Source organism: Streptomyces sp. NPDC048636, assembly GCF_040650655.1.
Taxonomy (GTDB): domain Bacteria; phylum Actinomycetota; class Actinomycetes; order Streptomycetales; family Streptomycetaceae; genus Streptomyces.
On sequence record NZ_JBEZHR010000008.1, the window covers coordinates 1 to 17,333 of the forward strand.

The following is a 17,333-nucleotide window of genomic DNA, read 5'->3' on the forward strand; positions in this document are numbered from 1 at the left end:
ACGCCCGGTTACATTTCGAACCCGGAAGCTAAGCCTTTCAGCGCCGATGGTACTGCAGGGGGGACCCTGTGGGAGAGTAGGACGCCGCCGAACAATCTTTGGAGGACCCCTGGGTCCCAGCGTTCAACGCTGGGACCCAGGGGTCCTTTTGTTTTTGCTGTTTCCGCGCCGACGAGACCGGTGCGGGAGAATGACTGAAGTACCTCAAGACAGGAGTCACCCCGATGTCCACCAACTCTCCCGACGACCGGTCGGAGCGCGAGCCGCGTCGCCGGGACGGCGGCGACCGGCGGGACTCCCGCGACTCCGGCCCCCGCCGTGACCGTGACCGTGGTGGCTTCCGCCGCGATGAGCGGCCGCGTGGGCCGCGTCGCGAGGATGACCGTGGCGGTTTCCGTCGTGACGACCGTGGCGGTCGGCCCGGCGGTGGCTACGAGCGTCGCGATGACCGTCCGCAGGGTCCCCGGCGTGATGACCGCGACGGTGGATCCCGCCAGGGCGGCTTCCGTCGTGACGATCGCCGCGATGAGCGTCCCGGCTTCCGCCGTGATGACGACCGTGGTGGTTTCCGTCGCGATGACCGCCGTGACGACCGTCGTGACGAGCGTCGTGACGAGCGCCCGCGTGGGCCGCGTCGTGATGACGACCGTGGTGGGTTCCGTCGCGATGAGCGTCCCGGTTTCCGTCGTGATGATGACCGTGGCGGTTTCCGGCGTGATGACCGCCGTGATGAGCGTCCGCGTGGCGGGCCGCGTCGTGATGACGACCGTGGCGGATTCCGTCGTGACGACCGTGGTGGTCGGCCCGGCGGTGGCTACGAACGTCGCGATGACCGGCGTGACGACCGTCCGCACGGTCCCCGGCGTGACGATCGGCGTGATGACCGCCCCGGTTTCCGGCGCGATGACCGCCGCGATGAGCGTCCCGGCTTCCGCCGTGACGACGATCGCGGTGGGTTCCGTCGCGATGATCGGCGTGATGACCGTGGTGGCTTCCGTCGTGACGATCGTCGCGATGAGCGTCCCGGTTTCCGCCGTGATGATGACCGTGGCGGTTTCCGGCGTGATGACCGTCGTGATGAGCGTCCGCGTGGCGGGCCGCGTCGTGATGATGACCGTCCCGGTTTCCGTCGTGACGAGCGTCGTGATGATGACCGTCCCGGTTTCCGTCGTGACGAGCGGCGTGATGACCGTCCCGGCTTCCGTCGTGATGACCGGCGTGATGACCGTCCCGGCTTCCGCCGTGACGAGCGGCGTGATGACCGTGGTGGCGACCGCCGTGATGACCGTCGCGACGATCGCCGTGAGGAGCGGCCGCGTGGGCCGCGTCGCGACGACCGCGATGGTGGGTTCCGGCGCGACAGCCGCGACGATCGCGGGCCGCGTCGTCCGTACGGCCAGGGCGGCCGGGGGCGCGATGACCGGTCCGGCGGTGGCTTCAAGGGCCGTCGTGACGACCGTTCCGGTGGCTACGGGCGCCGTGACGACCGGGGCCACGAGCGCGGTGACCGTGAGCCGATCAAGCGGCTGCCGATCCCGGAGGACGTGACTGGCGAGGAGATCGACAAGTCCGTGCGGCAGGAGCTGATGAGCCTGCCGAAGACGCTCGCGGACGACGTGGCCAAGAACCTCGTCATGGTCGCCAAGCTGCTCGACACCGAGCCCGAGCAGGCGTACGAGTACGCCCGTGTCGCGCTGCGGCTCGCCTCCCGGGTGGCCGCCGTGCGTGAGGCCGCCGGGTTCGCCTCGTACGCCGTCGGCAAGTACGCCGAGGCGCTCGCCGAGTTCCGGGCCGCGCGGCGGATGACCGGCAACTCGGAGCTGTGGCCGGTGATGGCCGACTGCGAGCGTGGCATGGGCCGTCCCGAGCGGGCGCTCGCCATGGCCGGTGAGCCCGAGGTGCAGAAGCTGGACCGGGCCGGTCAGGTCGAGATGCGGCTCGTGGCCGCCGGTGCCCGGCGGGACATGGGCCAGGCCGAGGCCGCCGTCGTGACCTTGCAGAGCCAGGAGTTGGCCTCGCACTCCGTCCAGCCGTGGACCGCGCGACTTCGTTACGCGTACGCCGACGCGCTGCTGGCCGTGGGGCGTGAGGCCGAGGCCCGCGAGTGGTTCGCCAAGGCCCTTGAGGCCGATCAGGGTGGGACCACGGACGCGTCGGACCGGCTCGCCGAGCTGGACGGTGTGGAGTTCGTGGACGCCCTCGACCCCGACGAGGCGGTCCAGGACGAGGCCGAGACGGCGACCGCCGAGGAGCCCGAGGCCGAGGAGCCCCGGGCCGAGACGGTCCCGGTCGACGAGCCCCAGGCCGACGAGATCAAGGCCGACGAGCCCCAGGCCGAGGAGCCCGCTGTCGAGGACGCCGAGGTGTCGGAGGAGGACGCCGACGTGACGCACGACGGCGACCTTCCGCGCGACGCCGAGGTGTCGGAAGACGACGCCGACCCGTCGCGGGACGCCGACGATCGCTGACCGCGCACCGCGAGAGGGCGGGACCCGTGCCGTACGGGTTCCGCCCTCTCGCCGTGTCCGGGGTCAGCCCAGCGTCAGACTGCGCAGCACCAGCCCCGTCGCGGGCTTCGGCCCGAACGACGTCGACTTGTGCGGCATGGCGACGCCCTTGCGGGCCAGATCGTGGACGACGTCCTCGTTCACCGGGTGCATCAGCACCGCCGTACCGCCCAGCCGTTCCGCCTGTTCGACGGCGGCCTCGGTGTCGTGGATGTAGCCGATGTGCTCGGGCGCGTCCGGGACGTTCCAGAGGTGGTCCAGGAGCACGCACTGGAGGACCGTCGCGTCCAGGGTGCGCCATGCCTCCGGCCGTCCCTCGGGGACCGTACGGGCCAGCAGTTCGGCGTCCGGGCGGTCCAGGAGGTGGAAGCGTCCGTCCCCGGTGAGCAGGAAGGCGTTTCCGCCGGGGTCCGCGGTCGTGGCCTCGGCCAGGGCCTCGAGGGCGTGCGGCAGGGGGCCGTCGATCTCCTGGATCCGGAAGGCGTGGCCCGCCGCCGCCAGTGCCTTGGCGGGCGGCAGCCGTCGCAGCAGCCGGTGGATGGCGCGGACCCGGAGGGGGTAGCGGGTGGTGTCCACGAGCAGGACGAGTCCGTAGTCCCACGGGCCGGGCTCCGGCCGCTCCTCGCGCAGTCGCAGATACGTCGCCCAGCGGTGGTGGCCGTCGGCGATGAGTGCCTGGTGGTTGCGGAGGTCGTTGGCGATCTCGACGAGGTCGGTCGGGTCGGTCAGCCGCCACAGATGGTGGTCGATGCCGTCCTCGGTGGTCGTGGACAGCAACGGTTCGCGCCCTACGGTGCGTTCGATGACATGGGCGGCACCGCTCGCCCCGCCGTTGCCGCGGTAGGCGAGCAGCAGGGGCTCCAGGTTGGCCGCGGTGGCGCGCATCAGATCGGCGCGGTCCTCGACGATATGCGGCATGACGTCCTCGTGCGGGAGGACGATGCCCTCCTCGCGGGGGCTCAGCCGAAGGGCACCGATCAGACCGCGCTGGAGGGTCCGACCGTCGCGCTGTTCGTAGATGTAGAGCGCCGGTTCCGGATCGGCGGCGAGGATGCCGTCCGCCTGCCAGCGGCGCAGTGTCTCGGCGGCCTGCCGGTGGCGGTCGGCGGGGGTGCCGGCCTGCGGCAGGATCAACCGGACGATGTTGTAGGGGTCCGCGGTCTCGAGTTCGCGCAGACCGTCGGGGCGCACCACCACGTCGTAGGGCGGGGAGGTGACAGCCGCGATGCTGCTGACCCGTTCCGCCGCGTAGCGCAGCCCTCGGAACGGGGTGAGCTGGAGACCTTGCCCGCCAGGCCCTGGAATGCTCATTTGAGAATGCTATGCCCAGGACGGGGATGGGCGATGATCGGGGGAGAAGCGCACAGATCTGCGAGGAGCGTATCCATCCATGAATCAGACCGCCGTCCGGACCCGGCCCGAGGGCAGTCAGCGGCCGCTGAACGAGGTGTACGACACCGCTCTGCTGGACCTCGACGGGGTGGTGTACGCGGGGGGCGAGGCGATCGACCACGCCGTGGAGGCGCTGGGCACCGCGCGGGACGACGGGATGCGGCTGGCGTATGTGACCAACAACGCACTGCGCACCCCGCAGGCGGTGGCCGAGCATCTGACCCGTCTCGGGGTGCCCGCCGGAGCCGATGACGTGATCACCTCGGCACAGGCGGTGGCCCGGCTGATCGCCGAACAGCTGCCGTCGGGCGCGCGGGTGCTGGTGATCGGCGGTGACGGGCTGCGGGTGGCGCTGCGCGAGCGCGGTCTGACGCCGGTGGAGTCGGCGGACGACGATCCGGCGGCGGTGGTGCAGGGCTACGGCGGACCGGATATGCCCTGGTCCCGGCTGATGGAGGCGGGGTACGCGGTGGGGCGCGGGGTGCCGTGGTTCGCGTCCAACACGGATCTGACGATTCCGAGCGGCCGGGGGATCGCCCCGGGCAATGGCGCGGCCGTCGAGGTCGTACGGATCGTCACGGGTGCGTCCCCGCAGGTGGCGGGGAAGCCGCTGCCGCCGATGCACCGGGAGACGATCCTGCGGACCGGCGCCCGGCGGCCGTTGGTGGTCGGGGACCGGCTGGACACCGATATCGAGGGCGCGTACGCGGGTGAGGTGGACTCGCTGCTGGTGCTGACCGGGGTGACGGACGCGGCGGGGCTGCTGGCGGCCGGGCCGAAGCACCGGCCGACCTATGTGGATCGCGACTTGAGGGGGCTGCTCGGCTCACAGCCCGAGGTGGAGCCGGTCGCAGAGGCGGGCGGCGCGGAGGGTTTCCGATGCGGGGGCTGGACGGCCCGGGTGCGTGACGGCGTGCTGCTGCTGGAGGGCGAGGGGGCGGAACCGATGGACGGGCTGCGGGCGCTGTGCGCGGCGGCCTGGACCGCGGCGGGGGACGGTGTGAGCGGCGCGGACGCGGGGAAGGCTCTGGCCCGGCTGGGCTGGTGAGCGGCTGGATGCCCCGGGGGTGGGGTGGCCGGCCGCGCCGGTGAGGTGGCCTCGCGGACTCCGGTGCCCGACCGGATACGGCGGATGAGGCTTAGGGTAACCTAACCTAAGCGTTGATCGACCGTGCAGTGAGGTGGAGTTCCGCGTGACCCTGGTCAGTCCGGTGAAAGCCGGGACCGAGACTGCGACTGCGCCACCGGGGCGCCGCACCGCGCGTCGAGCGGCCGGACTGGCCGCGTCGGTCGCCCTGCTGCTGGTGGTCGTCGCGGCCAGCATCGCCATCGGCTCCAAGCCGATCCCCCTGGACGAGGTCTGGCACGGGCTGTTCCACTACAGCGGCCGGAACAGCGATGTGGTGATCCGGGACGTACGGGTGCCGCGCACCCTCCTCGGGCTGCTCGTCGGCATCGGTCTCGGCCTCTCCGGCGCCGTCATCCAGGCGCTCACCCGCAATCCGCTGGCCGATCCGGGGCTGTTGGGCCTGAGCACCGGAGCGGCCGCGGCCGTGGTGTCGGCGATCAGTTTTCTCGGTGTCACCTCGCTGACCGGCTATGTGTGGTTCGCCTTCCTCGGCACCGCCGCGGCCTCGGTGCTGGTGTACGCGCTGGGCGGCAGCCGCGGGGCCAGCCCGGTGCGGCTCGCGCTCGCGGGCACCGCCGTGTACGCCGCGCTCTACGGCTACGTCAACGCCGTTCAGCTGCTGGACGGGGTGGCGCTGGACAAGATGCGCTTCTGGATGGTCGGTTCGCTCGCCTCCGCGAACATGACGATCGTCCAGCAGGTCGCGCCGTTCCTGCTGGGCGGGTCGGTACTGGCGCTGGCCCTCGCCCGCCCGCTCAACGCCATGGCGCTCGGTGACGACACCGCCCGCGCGCTCGGCACCCATCTGGGCCGTACCCGGGCGCTGTCGATGCTGGCCGTCACCCTGCTCTGCGGGGCCGCGACCGCCGCCTGCGGACCGATCGCGTTCGTCGGGCTGATGGTGCCGCATCTGGTGCGCGCGCTCACCGGCCCCGATCTGCGCTGGATCCTGCCGTACGCCGCGGTGCTCTCGCCGGTGCTGGTGCTGGGCGCGGATGTGATCGGCCGGGTGGCGGCCCGGCCCGCCGAACTCCAGGTCGGGGTCGTCACCACCTTCATCGGCGGTCCCGTCTTCATCTACCTCGTACGCCGCCGAAGGATGGCCCAACTGTGAACGCGAGCAAGCGCATGACGCCCAGGACGCGCGGGGTGACGCTGCGCACCCGCGGGTTCTCGCTGCGCCTGGACCTGCGCGGGGCGATTGTCGGCCTGCTGCTGATCGCCGTATCGCTGGCGATGAGCGTCGTCCTCATCGGCAGCGGCGACTTCCCCATCGCCCCCGCCGATGTCCTGCGCACCCTGGCCGGTAACGGCACCGTGGCCCAGGACTTCATCATCAATGAGCTGCGGATGCCGCGGGTGCTGGTGGGGTTGCTGGTCGGTGCGGCGCTCGGGCTGGCCGGTGCGCTCTTCCAGAGCATCTCCCGCAATCCGCTGGGCAGTCCGGACGTGGTCGGCTTCGGACAGGGTTCGGCGGCCGGGGCGCTCGCGGTCATCGTGCTGTTCCAGGGCGGTCCGGGCGCGGTCGCGGCCGGTGCGGTCGTCGGCGGTCTGGTGACCGGCGCCGGGGTCTACGCGCTGGCGTGGCGGCAAGGCGTCCACGGCTACCGGCTGGTGCTCGTGGGCATCGGCGCCTCCTCGATGCTCAGCGCGGTCAACGGCTATCTGCTGACCAAGGCCGACCTCCCGGACGCCACCCGCGCGGTGGTGTGGCTGACCGGATCGCTCAACGGGCGTGACTGGAGCCAGGTCTGGCCGCTGGCCGTCGTCTGCGCCGTACTGCTGCCGGTGGTGCTGGGGCACGCCCGGGACCTGCGGATGCTGGAGATGGGCGACGACAGTGCGTACGCCCTCGGGGTGCGGGTGGAGCGGACCCGGCTGGTGCTGATGCTCGCGGCCATCGTGCTCACCGCGTCCGCCACGGCCGCCGCCGGGCCCGTCGCCTTCGTGGCGCTCACCGCCCCGCAACTGGCCCGTCGGCTCACCCGCTCCTCGGGGCCGAATCTGCTGCCGTCGGCCTGGATGGGCGCCGGGCTGCTGATCACCGCGGACTGGTCCGCGCAGCGGCTCTTCGGGGCTGATCAGCTGCCGGTGGGTGTGCTCACCGGGATGCTGGGCGGCGCCTATCTGCTGTGGCTGCTGGTGACCGAACGCAAGGCGGGGCGGATATGACGAAACACAACGGCGTGGACGGAGACGCGGACCCCACCATGGACGAGGACATGGACAAGGACATACCCCAGGACAAGGACACCCGGCAGACCGTGGCTTCCAGCACCCCCACCGGCTCCACCGGCGCCCCCGCCACACGGCCGAAGGGCGCCGCCGACGGGCCGCAGCGGCTCGTCGCCGAGGGGCTCACCCTCGCCTATGACCGCCGTACGGTCGCCGAGGACCTCTCCGTCACCATCCCGGACCACTCCTTCACGGTGATCGTCGGTCCCAACGCCTGCGGTAAGTCCACGCTGCTGCGCGCCCTGTCCCGGATGCTCAAGCCCGCCGCCGGATCGGTGCTGCTGGACGGGGAGGCGATCGGCTCGCTGCCCGCCAAGAAGGTCGCCCGCACCCTCGGACTGCTGCCCCAGTCCTCGATCGCCCCGGACGGGATCACCGTCGCCGACCTGGTCGCCCGCGGCCGCTATCCGCACCAGGGGCTGCTGCGCCAGTGGTCGGAGAAGGACGAGCGGATCGTCCAGGAGTCGATGGACGCCACCGGCGTGGGCGAGCTGGGCGACCGCTATGTCGATGAGCTCTCCGGCGGCCAGCGCCAGCGGGTGTGGATCGCGATGGCCATCGCCCAGCAGACCCCGCTGCTGCTGCTCGACGAGCCCACCACCTATCTGGACATCCAGCACCAGATCGATGTACTGGACCTGTGTGCCCAGCTCCACGAGGAGAAGGGCCGCACCCTCGTCGCGGTCCTCCATGACCTCAACCACGCCGCCCGCTACGCCACCCATCTGATCGCGATGCGCGACGGGGTGGTCGTCGCCGAGGGCGCACCGGCCGAGGTGGTCACCGCGGAGCTGGTGGAACGGGTCTTCGGACTGCGCTGTCAGGTGATCGACGATCCGGAGACCGGTACCCCGCTGGTCATCCCGGCCGCTCGGCGGGCCCGTACGGCAGGTGCTCCGGCCGCCTCGGACAAAACGGCCGGATCTCCGGTCCGGGGGGACGACGAGCCGCGTGAGCTGTCGGCGGCTACAGCAGCTTCCGCAGCCGGACCAGATCGAGCAGCCCCGCCTCCAGCTTGACCCGGCCGCTGCCCCAGGCCCGGGCGAAGTGCAGCTCACCGTCGACCAGCGCCACCAGGTCGTCACCGGTCATCGCCAGCCGGATCTGCGCACGCTCGGGCGGCGGGCCGGGGACCGTCGTCACATCCTCGATCCGGCTGTCCACCAGACGGCCGACGAAGGTGGTGTCGAGGTCGGTGATCCAGCAGCTCACCGAGCGGTCGAGCGCGGCGGCGCCGCGGAGGTCCCCGTTCGCGCCCGCGAGGTTCTCCGCCAGTTTGTCGAGTGCGCCACGGCACTGTTCCAAGGTCGCCATCGCGATGACCGTACCCCAGGTCGCGCACGTCGGAGAACGTACGGTTCGCGGTAGCGTCGGGGCCATGAGTGAGCCGATGCCGGGCGTACGGCCCGGAGCAGAGTCCGGCGCCGGGCCCGCCGTGCCGGACCTCACCACGGACCCGGCGCCGTGGCCCGCGGCCGGGCCGTCCCCGGACGCCGCCCAGCCCCCGGAGAGCGCGGAGCGCGCGGAAGACACTGTCCCGGGGACCTCGGAGGGCGGGGAGCTCCCCCGGCCCCCGGAGGACGCCCCGCCCGCCGAGGCTCCCGGACCCGCCGCCCCGGCGCCGCTCGGCGTTCCCCGTACCCCCACCGGTGTGGCCGAGGTCGACGCCCGGCTCGACCGGCTGGCCGATGCCGACCACCTCGGGACCGGTGAGCATCTGGAGGTGTACGAGGATGTGCACCAGGGCCTGCGCGACACGCTGACGGCACTCGACCGGCGGCCCGGACCTCCGGCCCCCGCCCCGCACGGCCCCGCCTGACGATCTCCGGAACCGACCTCAGGAGCTGAACCACCCGTGGCAGTGACCCGCCCACGACGCGTACGACTCGACGCGGAGCTGGTGCGCCGCAAGCTGGCCCGTTCCCGTGAGCACGCCGGCCAGCTGATCGCCGCGGGACGGGTCACCGTCGGAGGGACGACCGCGACCAAAGCCGCCACCCAGGTGGAGATCAGTGCCGCGGTCGTCGTGATCAAGGACGACAGCGACCCGGAGTATGTCTCGCGCGGCGGCCACAAGCTGGCGGGCGCCCTCTTCGCCTTCAGCGAGGAGTACCGCAGCGGGCCGGGCGCGGGGCAGCTCACGGACGTCCGGCCGGTGCCCGGCGCGGCGCTGGCGGTCGCCGGGCGGCGGGCGCTGGACGCGGGCGCGTCCACCGGCGGATTCACCGACGTCCTGCTGCGCGCGGGCGCTTCCGGTGTGGTCGCCGTGGACGTCGGCTACGGGCAGCTCGCGTGGTCCCTCCAGAGCGATGAACGCGTGACCGTTTTGGACCGTACGAACGTACGCGAGCTGACGCTGGAACAGATCGGAGGGGAGCCCGTGGACCTGGTGGTCGGCGATCTCTCCTTCATTCCGCTGGGGCTGGTGCTGCCCGCCCTGGTGCGCTGTGCCGCGCCCGACGCCGATCTGGTGCTGATGGTCAAACCGCAGTTCGAGGTCGGCAAGGAACGGCTGGGCAGCGGCGGTGTCGTGCGCAGTGCCGAACTGCGCGCCGAGGCGGTGCGCGGGGTGGCGGAAAAGGCGGCGGGACACGGGCTGGGAGTGCTGGGTGTGACGGCCAGCCCGCTGCCCGGACCGTCGGGCAATGTCGAGTATTTTCTGTGGATGCGCGCCGGGGCGCCGGCACTGGACCCGGCCGATGTTGACCGTGCAGTGGCGGAGGGGCCCAGTTGACCACTTCAGAAGCAGCGTCGGAAACAGCGGACCGAACCGGTCGTACGGAGCCGGCCGACGCTCCCGTACTCGCTCCCATGACGCCGACGGCCGAGCCGGCTGCCGGGCGCACCATCTTCCTGCTCGCGCACACCGGCCGCCCCGCGGCCGTCCGCAGTGCGGAGCTGGTGGTGCAGGGGCTGCTGCGCAGCGGTATCGGTGTGCGGGTGCTCGCCGCGGAGGCCGCGGATCTGCCGCTGCCGCCCGCGGTCGAGCTGGTCGAGGCGGGCCGGGATGTCCTGGACGGCTGTGAGCTGCTGGTGGTGCTCGGCGGGGACGGGACGCTGCTGCGCGGGGCGGAGTTCTCGCGGATCTCCGGAGTGCCGATGCTCGGGGTCAACCTGGGCCGGGTCGGCTTCCTGGCCGAGGCCGAGCGCGATGACCTGGACAAGGTCGTGGACCGGGTGGTGACCCGGAGTTACGAGGTCGAGGAGCGGATGACGATCGATGTGCTCGTCCGCAACGACGGCCATATCGTGCACACCGACTGGGCGCTGAACGAGGCGTCGGTGGAGAAGGCGGCCCGCGAGCGGCTGCTCGAGGTCGTCACCGAGGTCGACGGCCGTCCGGTGTCCCGCTTCGGCGGTGACGGCGTGGTCTGCGCGACCCCGACCGGCTCCACGGCGTACGCCTTCTCGGCGGGCGGCCCGGTGGTCTGGCCCGAGGTGGAGGCGCTGCTGATGGTGCCGATCAGCGCCCATGCGCTGTTCGCCAAGCCGCTGGTGACCACGCCGGACTCGGTGCTCGCGGTGGAGGTGCAGCCGCAGACGCCGCACGGGGTGCTGTGGTGCGACGGGCGCCGCACGGTGGAACTGCCCGCGGGGGCGCGGGTGGAGGTGCGGCGCGGTGCCGTACCGGTGCGGCTGGCACGGCTGCACCACGCGTCGTTCACCGACCGGCTGGTGGCCAAGTTCGCGCTGCCGGTCGCGGGCTGGCGCGGCGCCCCCCACTAGCGCCCGCGGCAGCGGTGAACCGTGCCGGTCATACGCGCCGGTAAACCGTGACGAAGGGGTCCGTCCGCCCGGTCATCCGTGCGGACGGAACCCGGAAGGTGAGCCCCGTCGTCGCATCGGACCCACCAAACCTCGTATGGTCTTGCACGTGCTGGAGGAGATGCGGATACGTGCGCTGGGCGTCATCGACGACGCGGTCGTCGAGCTGTCGCCCGGGTTCACCGCGGTGACCGGTGAGACCGGCGCGGGCAAGACCATGGTGGTCACCAGTCTGGGGCTGCTGCTGGGCGGCCGGGCCGACGCCGCCCTGGTACGGATCGGCGCCAAGGCGGCCGTTGTCGAGGGGCGGATCACGCTGGACGCGCGCTCGGCCGCGGCCGTACGGGCCGAGGAGGCGGGCGCCGAACTGGACGACGGCGCGCTGCTGATCAGCCGTACGCTCTCCGCCGAAGGCCGCTCCCGGGCCCATCTGGGCGGCCGGTCGGTCCCCGTGGGGCTGCTGGGCGAGCTGGCCGACGAGCTGGTGGCGGTGCACGGCCAGACCGATCAGCAGGGCCTGCTGCGCCCCGCCCGGCAGCGTGAGGCGCTGGACCGGTACGCGGGCGAGGCGGTCGCCGGACCGCTGGAGAAGTACGCGGGCGCCTACCGCAGACTGCGCGCCGTCACCGCCGAGCTGGACGAGCTGACCACCCGCGCCCGGGAGCGAGCCCAGGAAGCCGATCTACTCCGCTTCGGTCTCGAGGAGGTGGCCGCGGCCGAGCCCCGCGCGGGGGAGGACGGTGAGCTGGCCACCGAGGCCGAGCGGCTCGGCCACGCCGAGGCCCTGGCCTCCGCGGCCGCCCTCGCCCACGCCGCGCTCGCCGGGAACCCGGAGGACCCCGAGGGCGTGGACGCCACCACTCTGGTCGGCGGCGCCGCCCGGGCCCTGGAGGCCGTACGCTCCCACGACCCCGCGCTCGCGGGGCTGGCCGACCGGATCGGCGAGGTCGGCATCCTGCTGGCGGATGTCGCGCAGGAGCTGGCGGGCTACGCCGACAACCTCGACGCCGACCCGTTGCGGCTGGCCGCCGTCGAGGAGCGGCGCGCGGCGCTGACCCAGCTGACCCGCAAGTACGGCGAGAGCATCGCGGACGTACTGGTCTGGGCGGAGCGGAGCGCGGCCCGGCTGGCCGAGCTGGACGGCGACGACGACCGCATCGGCGAGCTGACCGCCGAGCACGACGCGCTGCGCGGCGAACTCGGCGAGCTGGCGCAGACGCTCAGCGACGCCCGGACCGAGGCCGCGGCCCGCTTCGCCGGGGCGGTCACCGCCGAACTGGCCGAACTGGCCATGCCGCACGCCCGGGTGACCTTCGCCATCCGCCAGACCGACGCCGCGGACGAGACGGCGGGCGTCGACGTCGGCGGCCGGGCCGTGCTCTACGGTCCGCACGGCGCCGACGAGGTCGAGCTGCTGCTCGCCCCGCACCCCGGTGCCCCGCCCCGCCCGATCGCCAAGGGCGCCTCCGGCGGTGAGCTGTCCCGGGTGATGCTCGCGGTCGAGGTGGTGTTCGCCGGTTCCGATCCGGTGCCGACGTACCTCTTCGACGAGGTGGACGCGGGCGTCGGCGGCAAGGCCGCGGTCGAGGTCGGCCGTCGGCTGGCCCGGCTGGCCCGCTCCGCGCAGGTCGTGGTGGTCACGCATCTGCCCCAGGTCGCGGCGTTCGCCGATCGGCACCTGGTGGTGGAGAAGACCAACGACGGGTCGGTGACCCGCAGCGGGGTCAAGGCCATGGAGGGCGAGGACCGCGTACGGGAGCTGTCGCGGATGCTGGCCGGCCAGGAGGACTCGGAACTGGCGCGGGCGCACGCGGAAGAGCTGCTGGAGGCGGCGCGCGCCGGACGCTAGACCCCGGTCCGGTCCGTTCCCGCCGTCAGGCGAGCGCGCGGCGTTCGTATGACGGAGAAGCGGAGAAAGCGGAGAAGCGGAGAAGCGGAGAAGGGGGCGGCCGGCGGGCCGGGCTCCCCGGGGGTCACCCATACGGGTGGTACTGCGGACGTACGGCCGAGCCAGGGCCGGGCGCCCCGCGCGGGCGGTGCCGCGAGGGCACCGCGACTGCTGGCATTCTGGGGCCCGGCGCACCCGTACCGCCCGCACCGCCGCGCCCCTCCCCGACCCCTCTATCGCCTCAGGAGCTCCGCCCGCGTGAGCAGTACCGTGAGCAGCACCCCGGTCCCGCCGCACGGGCAGTCGTCGCTGCACGCCGTCCAGGTGCTGGGCAGGGGCGGTTCGGGCAGCGGGGTGCATGTGCGGTCGCTGTCGGCCGGGCTGGTGGCGCGCGGGCTGCGGGTGACCGTATGCGGGCCCTGGAGCGCCGAACGGGGCTACGGCTTCACCGAGGCGGGCGCGCGGTTCACCGCCCTCGACGCGCTGACCGACGCCGGGAGCGTCGCCTCGCTGCGGGCGGCCTCGCTCGGCGCGGAGCTGGTGCACGCCCACGGGCTGCGTTCCGGGCTGCTGGCCGCGATGGCCCTGCGCGGCCGCCGCGTTCCGCTGATCGTCACCTGGCACACCACGGTGGACACCGACGGGGCACGGGGACCGGTGGTCCGGCTGATGGAGCGCACGGTGGCGCGCACCGCCGCGATCGTGCTGGGCGCCTCCTCGGACCTGGTGGAGCGGGCCCGCGCCCGGGGCGCCCGGGACGCGCGGCTGGCACCGGTCGCGGTCCCGGCGCCGCGCGGCGGGGCCGTCATGAACGGCGTGGACGACGGCGAAGGGCAGAAGGCCCGGGCCGAACTGGGCGTCGTGGAACGGCCGTTGCTGGTCACGGCGGGCCGCCTGGAGCGCGCGGGCTGCGGTCCGCTGCTGGACGCGGCCCGCCGGTGGCGGACGCTGGACCCGCAGCCGATGCTGGTGGTCGCGGGGGAGGGGCCGGACCGGGCGCCGCTCCAGCGCAGGATCGAGGCGGAGGGGCTGCCGGTGCGGCTGCTGGGCCGCCGTGACGATGTGCCGGAGCTGCTGGCGGCGGCCGATGTCGCGGTGCTCTCCAGCCGCTGGGAAGCGCGTTCGCTGCTCGCGCAGGAGGCGCTGCACGCGGGGGTGCCGCTGGTCGCCACGGCCGTGGGCGGGGTGCCCGAACTGGTCGGGGACGCGGCCGAACTGGTGCCGTACGGCGACCCGGAGGCGCTGGCCGAGGCGGTGACCGGGCTGCTCGCCGACCCCGCGCGCCGGATGGCGCTGGCCGCCGCCGGGCGGGCGCGGACGGCCGGTTGGCCGACCGAGGACGACACGGTCGGTCATGTCCTCAGCGTCTACGACGAGTTGGTTCAGACCTTTTGGCGCCAAGGGGGTTGACGGCCCCCGGCGGCGATCGGCAGGGTGCTGCGCAGTGACCGCGAGAGAGCGCTCTCCATCGCGCCGTCCGTCATCCTCGCGCACTGTCCCGGCAAACCCCCACCACGCCGAGGAGCACGTCACCATGATCAGTCGCCGCAAGCTGCTGGGTTCCCTCGCCGCGACCGCGGCCGCCGCCGGTTCCGGTCTCGCCCTCACCGGCGGCCGGGCGGACGGCGCCCAGCGCGCCGCCACCCTGCCGCTCACCGTCGTCAACCGCACCGGTCAGTTCGCCGATACGTCGATATGGCTCTACATCGTCGGCAGTGAGGGCGGACGCCAGGTACGGGTGACCCCCGACGGTCAACTCGCCCCCGTCGCCCTGTCCGACAACGGCCCCGACGGCTGGACCGACTACGCCATCCCGCTGGCCGGGAGCGGGGAGACCCGGCTGACCCTGCCGCGGATGTCCGGCCGGATCTATGTCGCGCTGGGCTCCCGGCTGAAGCTCAGGGCGGTCGATGACGGCGCGGGCAACGCCGCGCTGCGATACCCGGCGGGCTGGGTCTCGGGGGACCCCAACTACGAAGTCCTGCACGACTGCGCGGAGTTCACCTTCAACGCCGACGGCATGTTCTGCAACACCACCATGGTGGACATGTTCAGCGTGCCGCTGGCGATCCGGCTCACCGGTGCCAAGGACCAGACCACCGGCACCCTCAGGGACGGCGCCCGCGACACGGTGTTCTCCGGGCTCGCCGCGACCGACGACTTCGGTCCGCTGGTGCTCGGCGACCGGCTGCGGGTGATCGCCCCGGGCCATGGTCTGGGCGCCGGACTGTTCCCGCAGGACTACTTCGCGTCCTATATCGACCAGGTCTGGGACACCTACGGATCGAAGGACCTCAAGATCACCACCAACGCGGGCACCTTCACCGGCCGGGTCGGCGGCGGCAGGCTCTCCTTCACCGGCCCCGCCGCCGTCTCCTTCGCCAAACCCTCCACCAAGGACGTGCTGTTCTGCGACGGTGCGCTCGCCGCGCCCAACGACGGGACGACGGGCCCGGTCGCGGCCGTCCTCGGCGCGGGCTTCAACCGCACCACCCTGCACGGCGCGGCCGGACAGCCGGTCACCGACCCGGCCGCCTTCTACACCGAGCGGATCACCCACCACTACGCCAAGGCCATGCACGCGGCCACCACCGACGGCAAGGCGTACGGCTTCGCCTTCGACGACGTCGCCGACTTCGCGTCCTACCTCCAGGACACCGCGCCGACCGGGCTCACCCTCACCCTGACCCCGTTCTGAACCGGTTCCGGGTCGCCCGGCGCGGCGACCGCTCAGCGGACATGGCGGCGGGCCTGGAGGGCCACTCCCAGGGCGAGCACCGTCTGGGGGTCCTCCAGGTCGCTGCCGAGCAGCCGCGAGATCCTGGCCAGCCGGTCGTACAGCGTCTGCCGGTTGAGATGCAGCGCACGGGCCGTCTCCGCCTTGCGGCCCGCATGCCGCAGATACACCTCGAGCGTCGGCAGCAACGGCGGCCGGGCGGTGCGGTCATGGGCGAGCAGCGGACCGATCACCCGGTCGACGAAGGCGGCCAGATCCCCGTGCTCACGCAGTCGCCACAGCAACAGATCGACATCCAGGCTGCGGACGTCGTACCAGTCCCGGAACGGCAGCCCCCGCGCCGCGTTGGCCGCCTCCGCCGCATGCCGCAGCTCGGCCCCGGCCGCCTCCCAGCCGACCGCGAGACCCGCGATCACCACCGCGGGACGCGCACCGGACAGGTCCGGCCACGCCCGCTGCACCCCGGCCCGCAGCGCCGCCGCGATCCGCTCGGCGACCGCACCGCGCTCGGCCGCGTCCCGCAGCCCCACCAGCAGCGGCACCCGGCCCTCCGGCAGCCGCACCCCCAGCAGCACCGGCGACCCCACCGCCGCCAACTCCTCCTGGAGCGCATGGGCCAGGGCCGCCCAGCTCTCCCCGCCGCCCAGCGGACGTACGTCCTCCGCCAGCCGCGCCACCACCGGCAGCAGCGGGCCGTCCCCCGGCCGGAAGCCCAGCACCCGCGCCTGGGCGGGCGCCTCCGACGGCTCGATCCGGCCTTCCGCGAGATCGGTGAGGAAGTCGCCCCGGCCCCGGGCCGCCAACTCCTCCTCCTGACGGGCCCGCAGCAGCACCACCGCCAGCAGATCCGCCGTCCGCTCGGCCGCGATCCGGTGCACCGGCCCCAGCGGCCCGGCCACCGGGAGCACGGTCAGCCGGGCCCGTACCGCCCCCGGACCGTGGCCGCCGCCCGGGATGTCCGCGAGGACACTGCCCGCCGGGGGCTCCGGCTGCTCGGACGCCCGGCGCGCCCGCAGCCCCTCCCACACCTGGAGCGGATCGGCGAGCCCCGGCCGGGCCGCCTCCTCGCCCGGCCCCGCCGCGTAGAGCAGATGGCCGTCGGGAGTCTCCAGGAAGACCGGGTTGGCCGCGAACCGGGCGAAATGGCGCAGGATCTCCGGCACCCCGCCGCCGCGCAGCAGTACCTCGGTCGCCTGCCGGTGCACCACATCGGCCTGGCGCAGCAGGGCGTAGTGCTCATTGACGATCTCGGTGTGGATCTCCTCGGTGACCGCCACGAACGGCACTTCGCGATGGAGTTGCACCAGCGGCAGCCCACAGGAGCGCGCGGTGTCCACCACCGGCCCCGGCAGCGAACGGAACCGCGCTCCCAGCTCCACCACCAGCGCCGCGATACCGCGCTCGGCCAGTCTGCGGACGAAGGCCCGCTGCTCGGCCGGTCGCGGTCCGACGCCGAGCCCGGTGGTCAGCAGCAGCTCCCCGCCGCGCAGCAGCGCCGCGATATTGGGCGCCTCGCCCGCGTGCACCCAGCGCACGGGCCGGTCCAGCAGTTCCTGTCCGGACACCACCTCGGGGAGCCCGCGGCGCAGCGCCGGGAGGTCGAGCGCCCGCGCCACGGTGATCGTCCCCTGGGGACCCTGCGGTTCCATGGTCAGGACGTTACCCGGAGCGGGCGATACG

14 protein-coding genes, 1 rRNA gene and 1 pseudogene are annotated in these 17,333 nt (G+C 73.3%); 13 read left to right on the top strand and 3 right to left on the bottom strand.

Annotation, left to right across the window (positions count from 1 at the left end; translation table 11 throughout):
* The 3 genes and pseudogenes from rrf to AB0C66_RS22190 form a co-directional block, all read left to right on the top strand.
* Positions 1-93: ribosomal RNA gene (gene rrf, locus AB0C66_RS22180) — 5S ribosomal RNA — on the top strand; the annotation flags it as partial.
* Between the two features lie 131 nt (positions 94-224).
* Positions 225-1,490 (top strand): annotated as a pseudogene (locus tag AB0C66_RS22185) (hypothetical protein); the annotation flags it as partial.
* Positions 1,491-1,571: 81 nt separating this feature from the next.
* Positions 1,572-2,468, top strand: coding sequence for a hypothetical protein (locus tag AB0C66_RS22190; RefSeq protein ID WP_362441828.1), 897 nt, complete (start codon positions 1,572-1,574; stop codon positions 2,466-2,468).
* 63 nt (positions 2,469-2,531) lie between these two features.
* Here the strand turns inward: AB0C66_RS22190 and AB0C66_RS22195 are convergent, their stop codons facing one another.
* Positions 2,532-3,818 carry a DUF1015 domain-containing protein gene (locus AB0C66_RS22195; RefSeq protein ID WP_362441127.1) on the bottom strand — a complete coding sequence of 429 codons (1,287 nt, stop codon included), beginning with the start codon at positions 3,816-3,818 and terminating at the stop codon, positions 2,532-2,534.
* Positions 3,819-3,897: 79 nt separating this feature from the next.
* Here AB0C66_RS22195 and AB0C66_RS22200 point away from each other — a divergent pair, with 79 nt between their 5' ends.
* The 4 genes from AB0C66_RS22200 to AB0C66_RS22215 all read left to right on the top strand — a co-directional run bounded on the left by AB0C66_RS22200 (position 3,898) and on the right by AB0C66_RS22215 (position 8,282).
* Positions 3,898-4,947: an HAD hydrolase-like protein gene (locus tag AB0C66_RS22200; RefSeq protein WP_362441130.1), complete on the top strand. Its 1,050-nt coding sequence runs from the start codon at positions 3,898-3,900 to the stop codon at positions 4,945-4,947.
* 145 nt (positions 4,948-5,092) lie between these two features.
* Positions 5,093-6,142: an iron chelate uptake ABC transporter family permease subunit gene (locus AB0C66_RS22205; protein ID WP_362441133.1), complete on the top strand. Its 1,050-nt coding sequence runs from the start codon at positions 5,093-5,095 to the stop codon at positions 6,140-6,142.
* A gap of 14 nt (positions 6,143-6,156) precedes the next feature.
* Positions 6,157-7,200: an iron chelate uptake ABC transporter family permease subunit gene (locus tag AB0C66_RS22210; RefSeq protein WP_362441831.1), complete on the top strand. Its 1,044-nt coding sequence runs from the start codon at positions 6,157-6,159 to the stop codon at positions 7,198-7,200.
* Positions 7,201-7,238: 38 nt separating this feature from the next.
* On the top strand, positions 7,239-8,282 hold the full coding sequence (locus AB0C66_RS22215) for an ABC transporter ATP-binding protein (protein WP_362441834.1): 1,044 nt from the start codon (positions 7,239-7,241) through the stop codon (positions 8,280-8,282).
* Here AB0C66_RS22215 and AB0C66_RS22220 read toward each other — a convergent pair.
* The gene (locus AB0C66_RS22220; RefSeq protein WP_362441136.1) at positions 8,230-8,577 is read right to left on the bottom strand and encodes a sterol-binding protein; all 348 of its coding nucleotides are present in this window, start codon (positions 8,575-8,577) and stop codon (positions 8,230-8,232) included. The two genes, AB0C66_RS22215 and AB0C66_RS22220, sit on opposite strands and share 53 nt — an antisense overlap.
* A 121-nt stretch (positions 8,578-8,698) precedes the next feature.
* Here AB0C66_RS22220 and AB0C66_RS22225 point away from each other — a divergent pair, with 121 nt between their 5' ends.
* From AB0C66_RS22225 to AB0C66_RS22250, 6 genes are all read left to right on the top strand, one after another.
* On the top strand, positions 8,699-9,082 hold the full coding sequence (locus AB0C66_RS22225) for a hypothetical protein (protein WP_362441837.1): 384 nt from the start codon (positions 8,699-8,701) through the stop codon (positions 9,080-9,082).
* A gap of 42 nt (positions 9,083-9,124) precedes the next feature.
* Entirely contained in the window at positions 9,125-9,997 is an 873-nt protein-coding gene (locus AB0C66_RS22230) for a TlyA family RNA methyltransferase (protein WP_362441840.1), read from the top strand.
* 77 nt (positions 9,998-10,074) lie between these two features.
* Positions 10,075-10,989 (top strand): NAD kinase, encoded by a 915-nt coding sequence (locus AB0C66_RS22235; RefSeq protein WP_362441139.1) that lies wholly within the window; start codon positions 10,075-10,077, stop codon positions 10,987-10,989.
* A 136-nt stretch (positions 10,990-11,125) separates the two neighbouring features.
* Entirely contained in the window at positions 11,126-12,877 is a 1,752-nt protein-coding gene (gene recN, locus AB0C66_RS22240; RefSeq protein ID WP_362441142.1) for a DNA repair protein RecN, read from the top strand.
* A gap of 309 nt (positions 12,878-13,186) precedes the next feature.
* Positions 13,187-14,326 (top strand): glycosyltransferase family 4 protein, encoded by a 1,140-nt coding sequence (locus tag AB0C66_RS22245; RefSeq protein WP_362441843.1) that lies wholly within the window; start codon positions 13,187-13,189, stop codon positions 14,324-14,326.
* Positions 14,327-14,450: 124 nt separating this feature from the next.
* A complete protein-coding gene (locus AB0C66_RS22250) occupies positions 14,451-15,614 on the top strand; it encodes a glycoside hydrolase family 64 protein (protein ID WP_362441145.1) in 1,164 nt (387 codons plus the stop codon).
* A 32-nt stretch (positions 15,615-15,646) separates the two neighbouring features.
* Here the strand turns inward: AB0C66_RS22250 and AB0C66_RS22255 are convergent, their stop codons facing one another.
* Positions 15,647-17,302 carry a PucR family transcriptional regulator gene (locus tag AB0C66_RS22255; protein ID WP_362441148.1) on the bottom strand — a complete coding sequence of 552 codons (1,656 nt, stop codon included), beginning with the start codon at positions 17,300-17,302 and terminating at the stop codon, positions 15,647-15,649.
* Between the last annotated feature and the right edge of the window lie 31 nt (positions 17,303-17,333).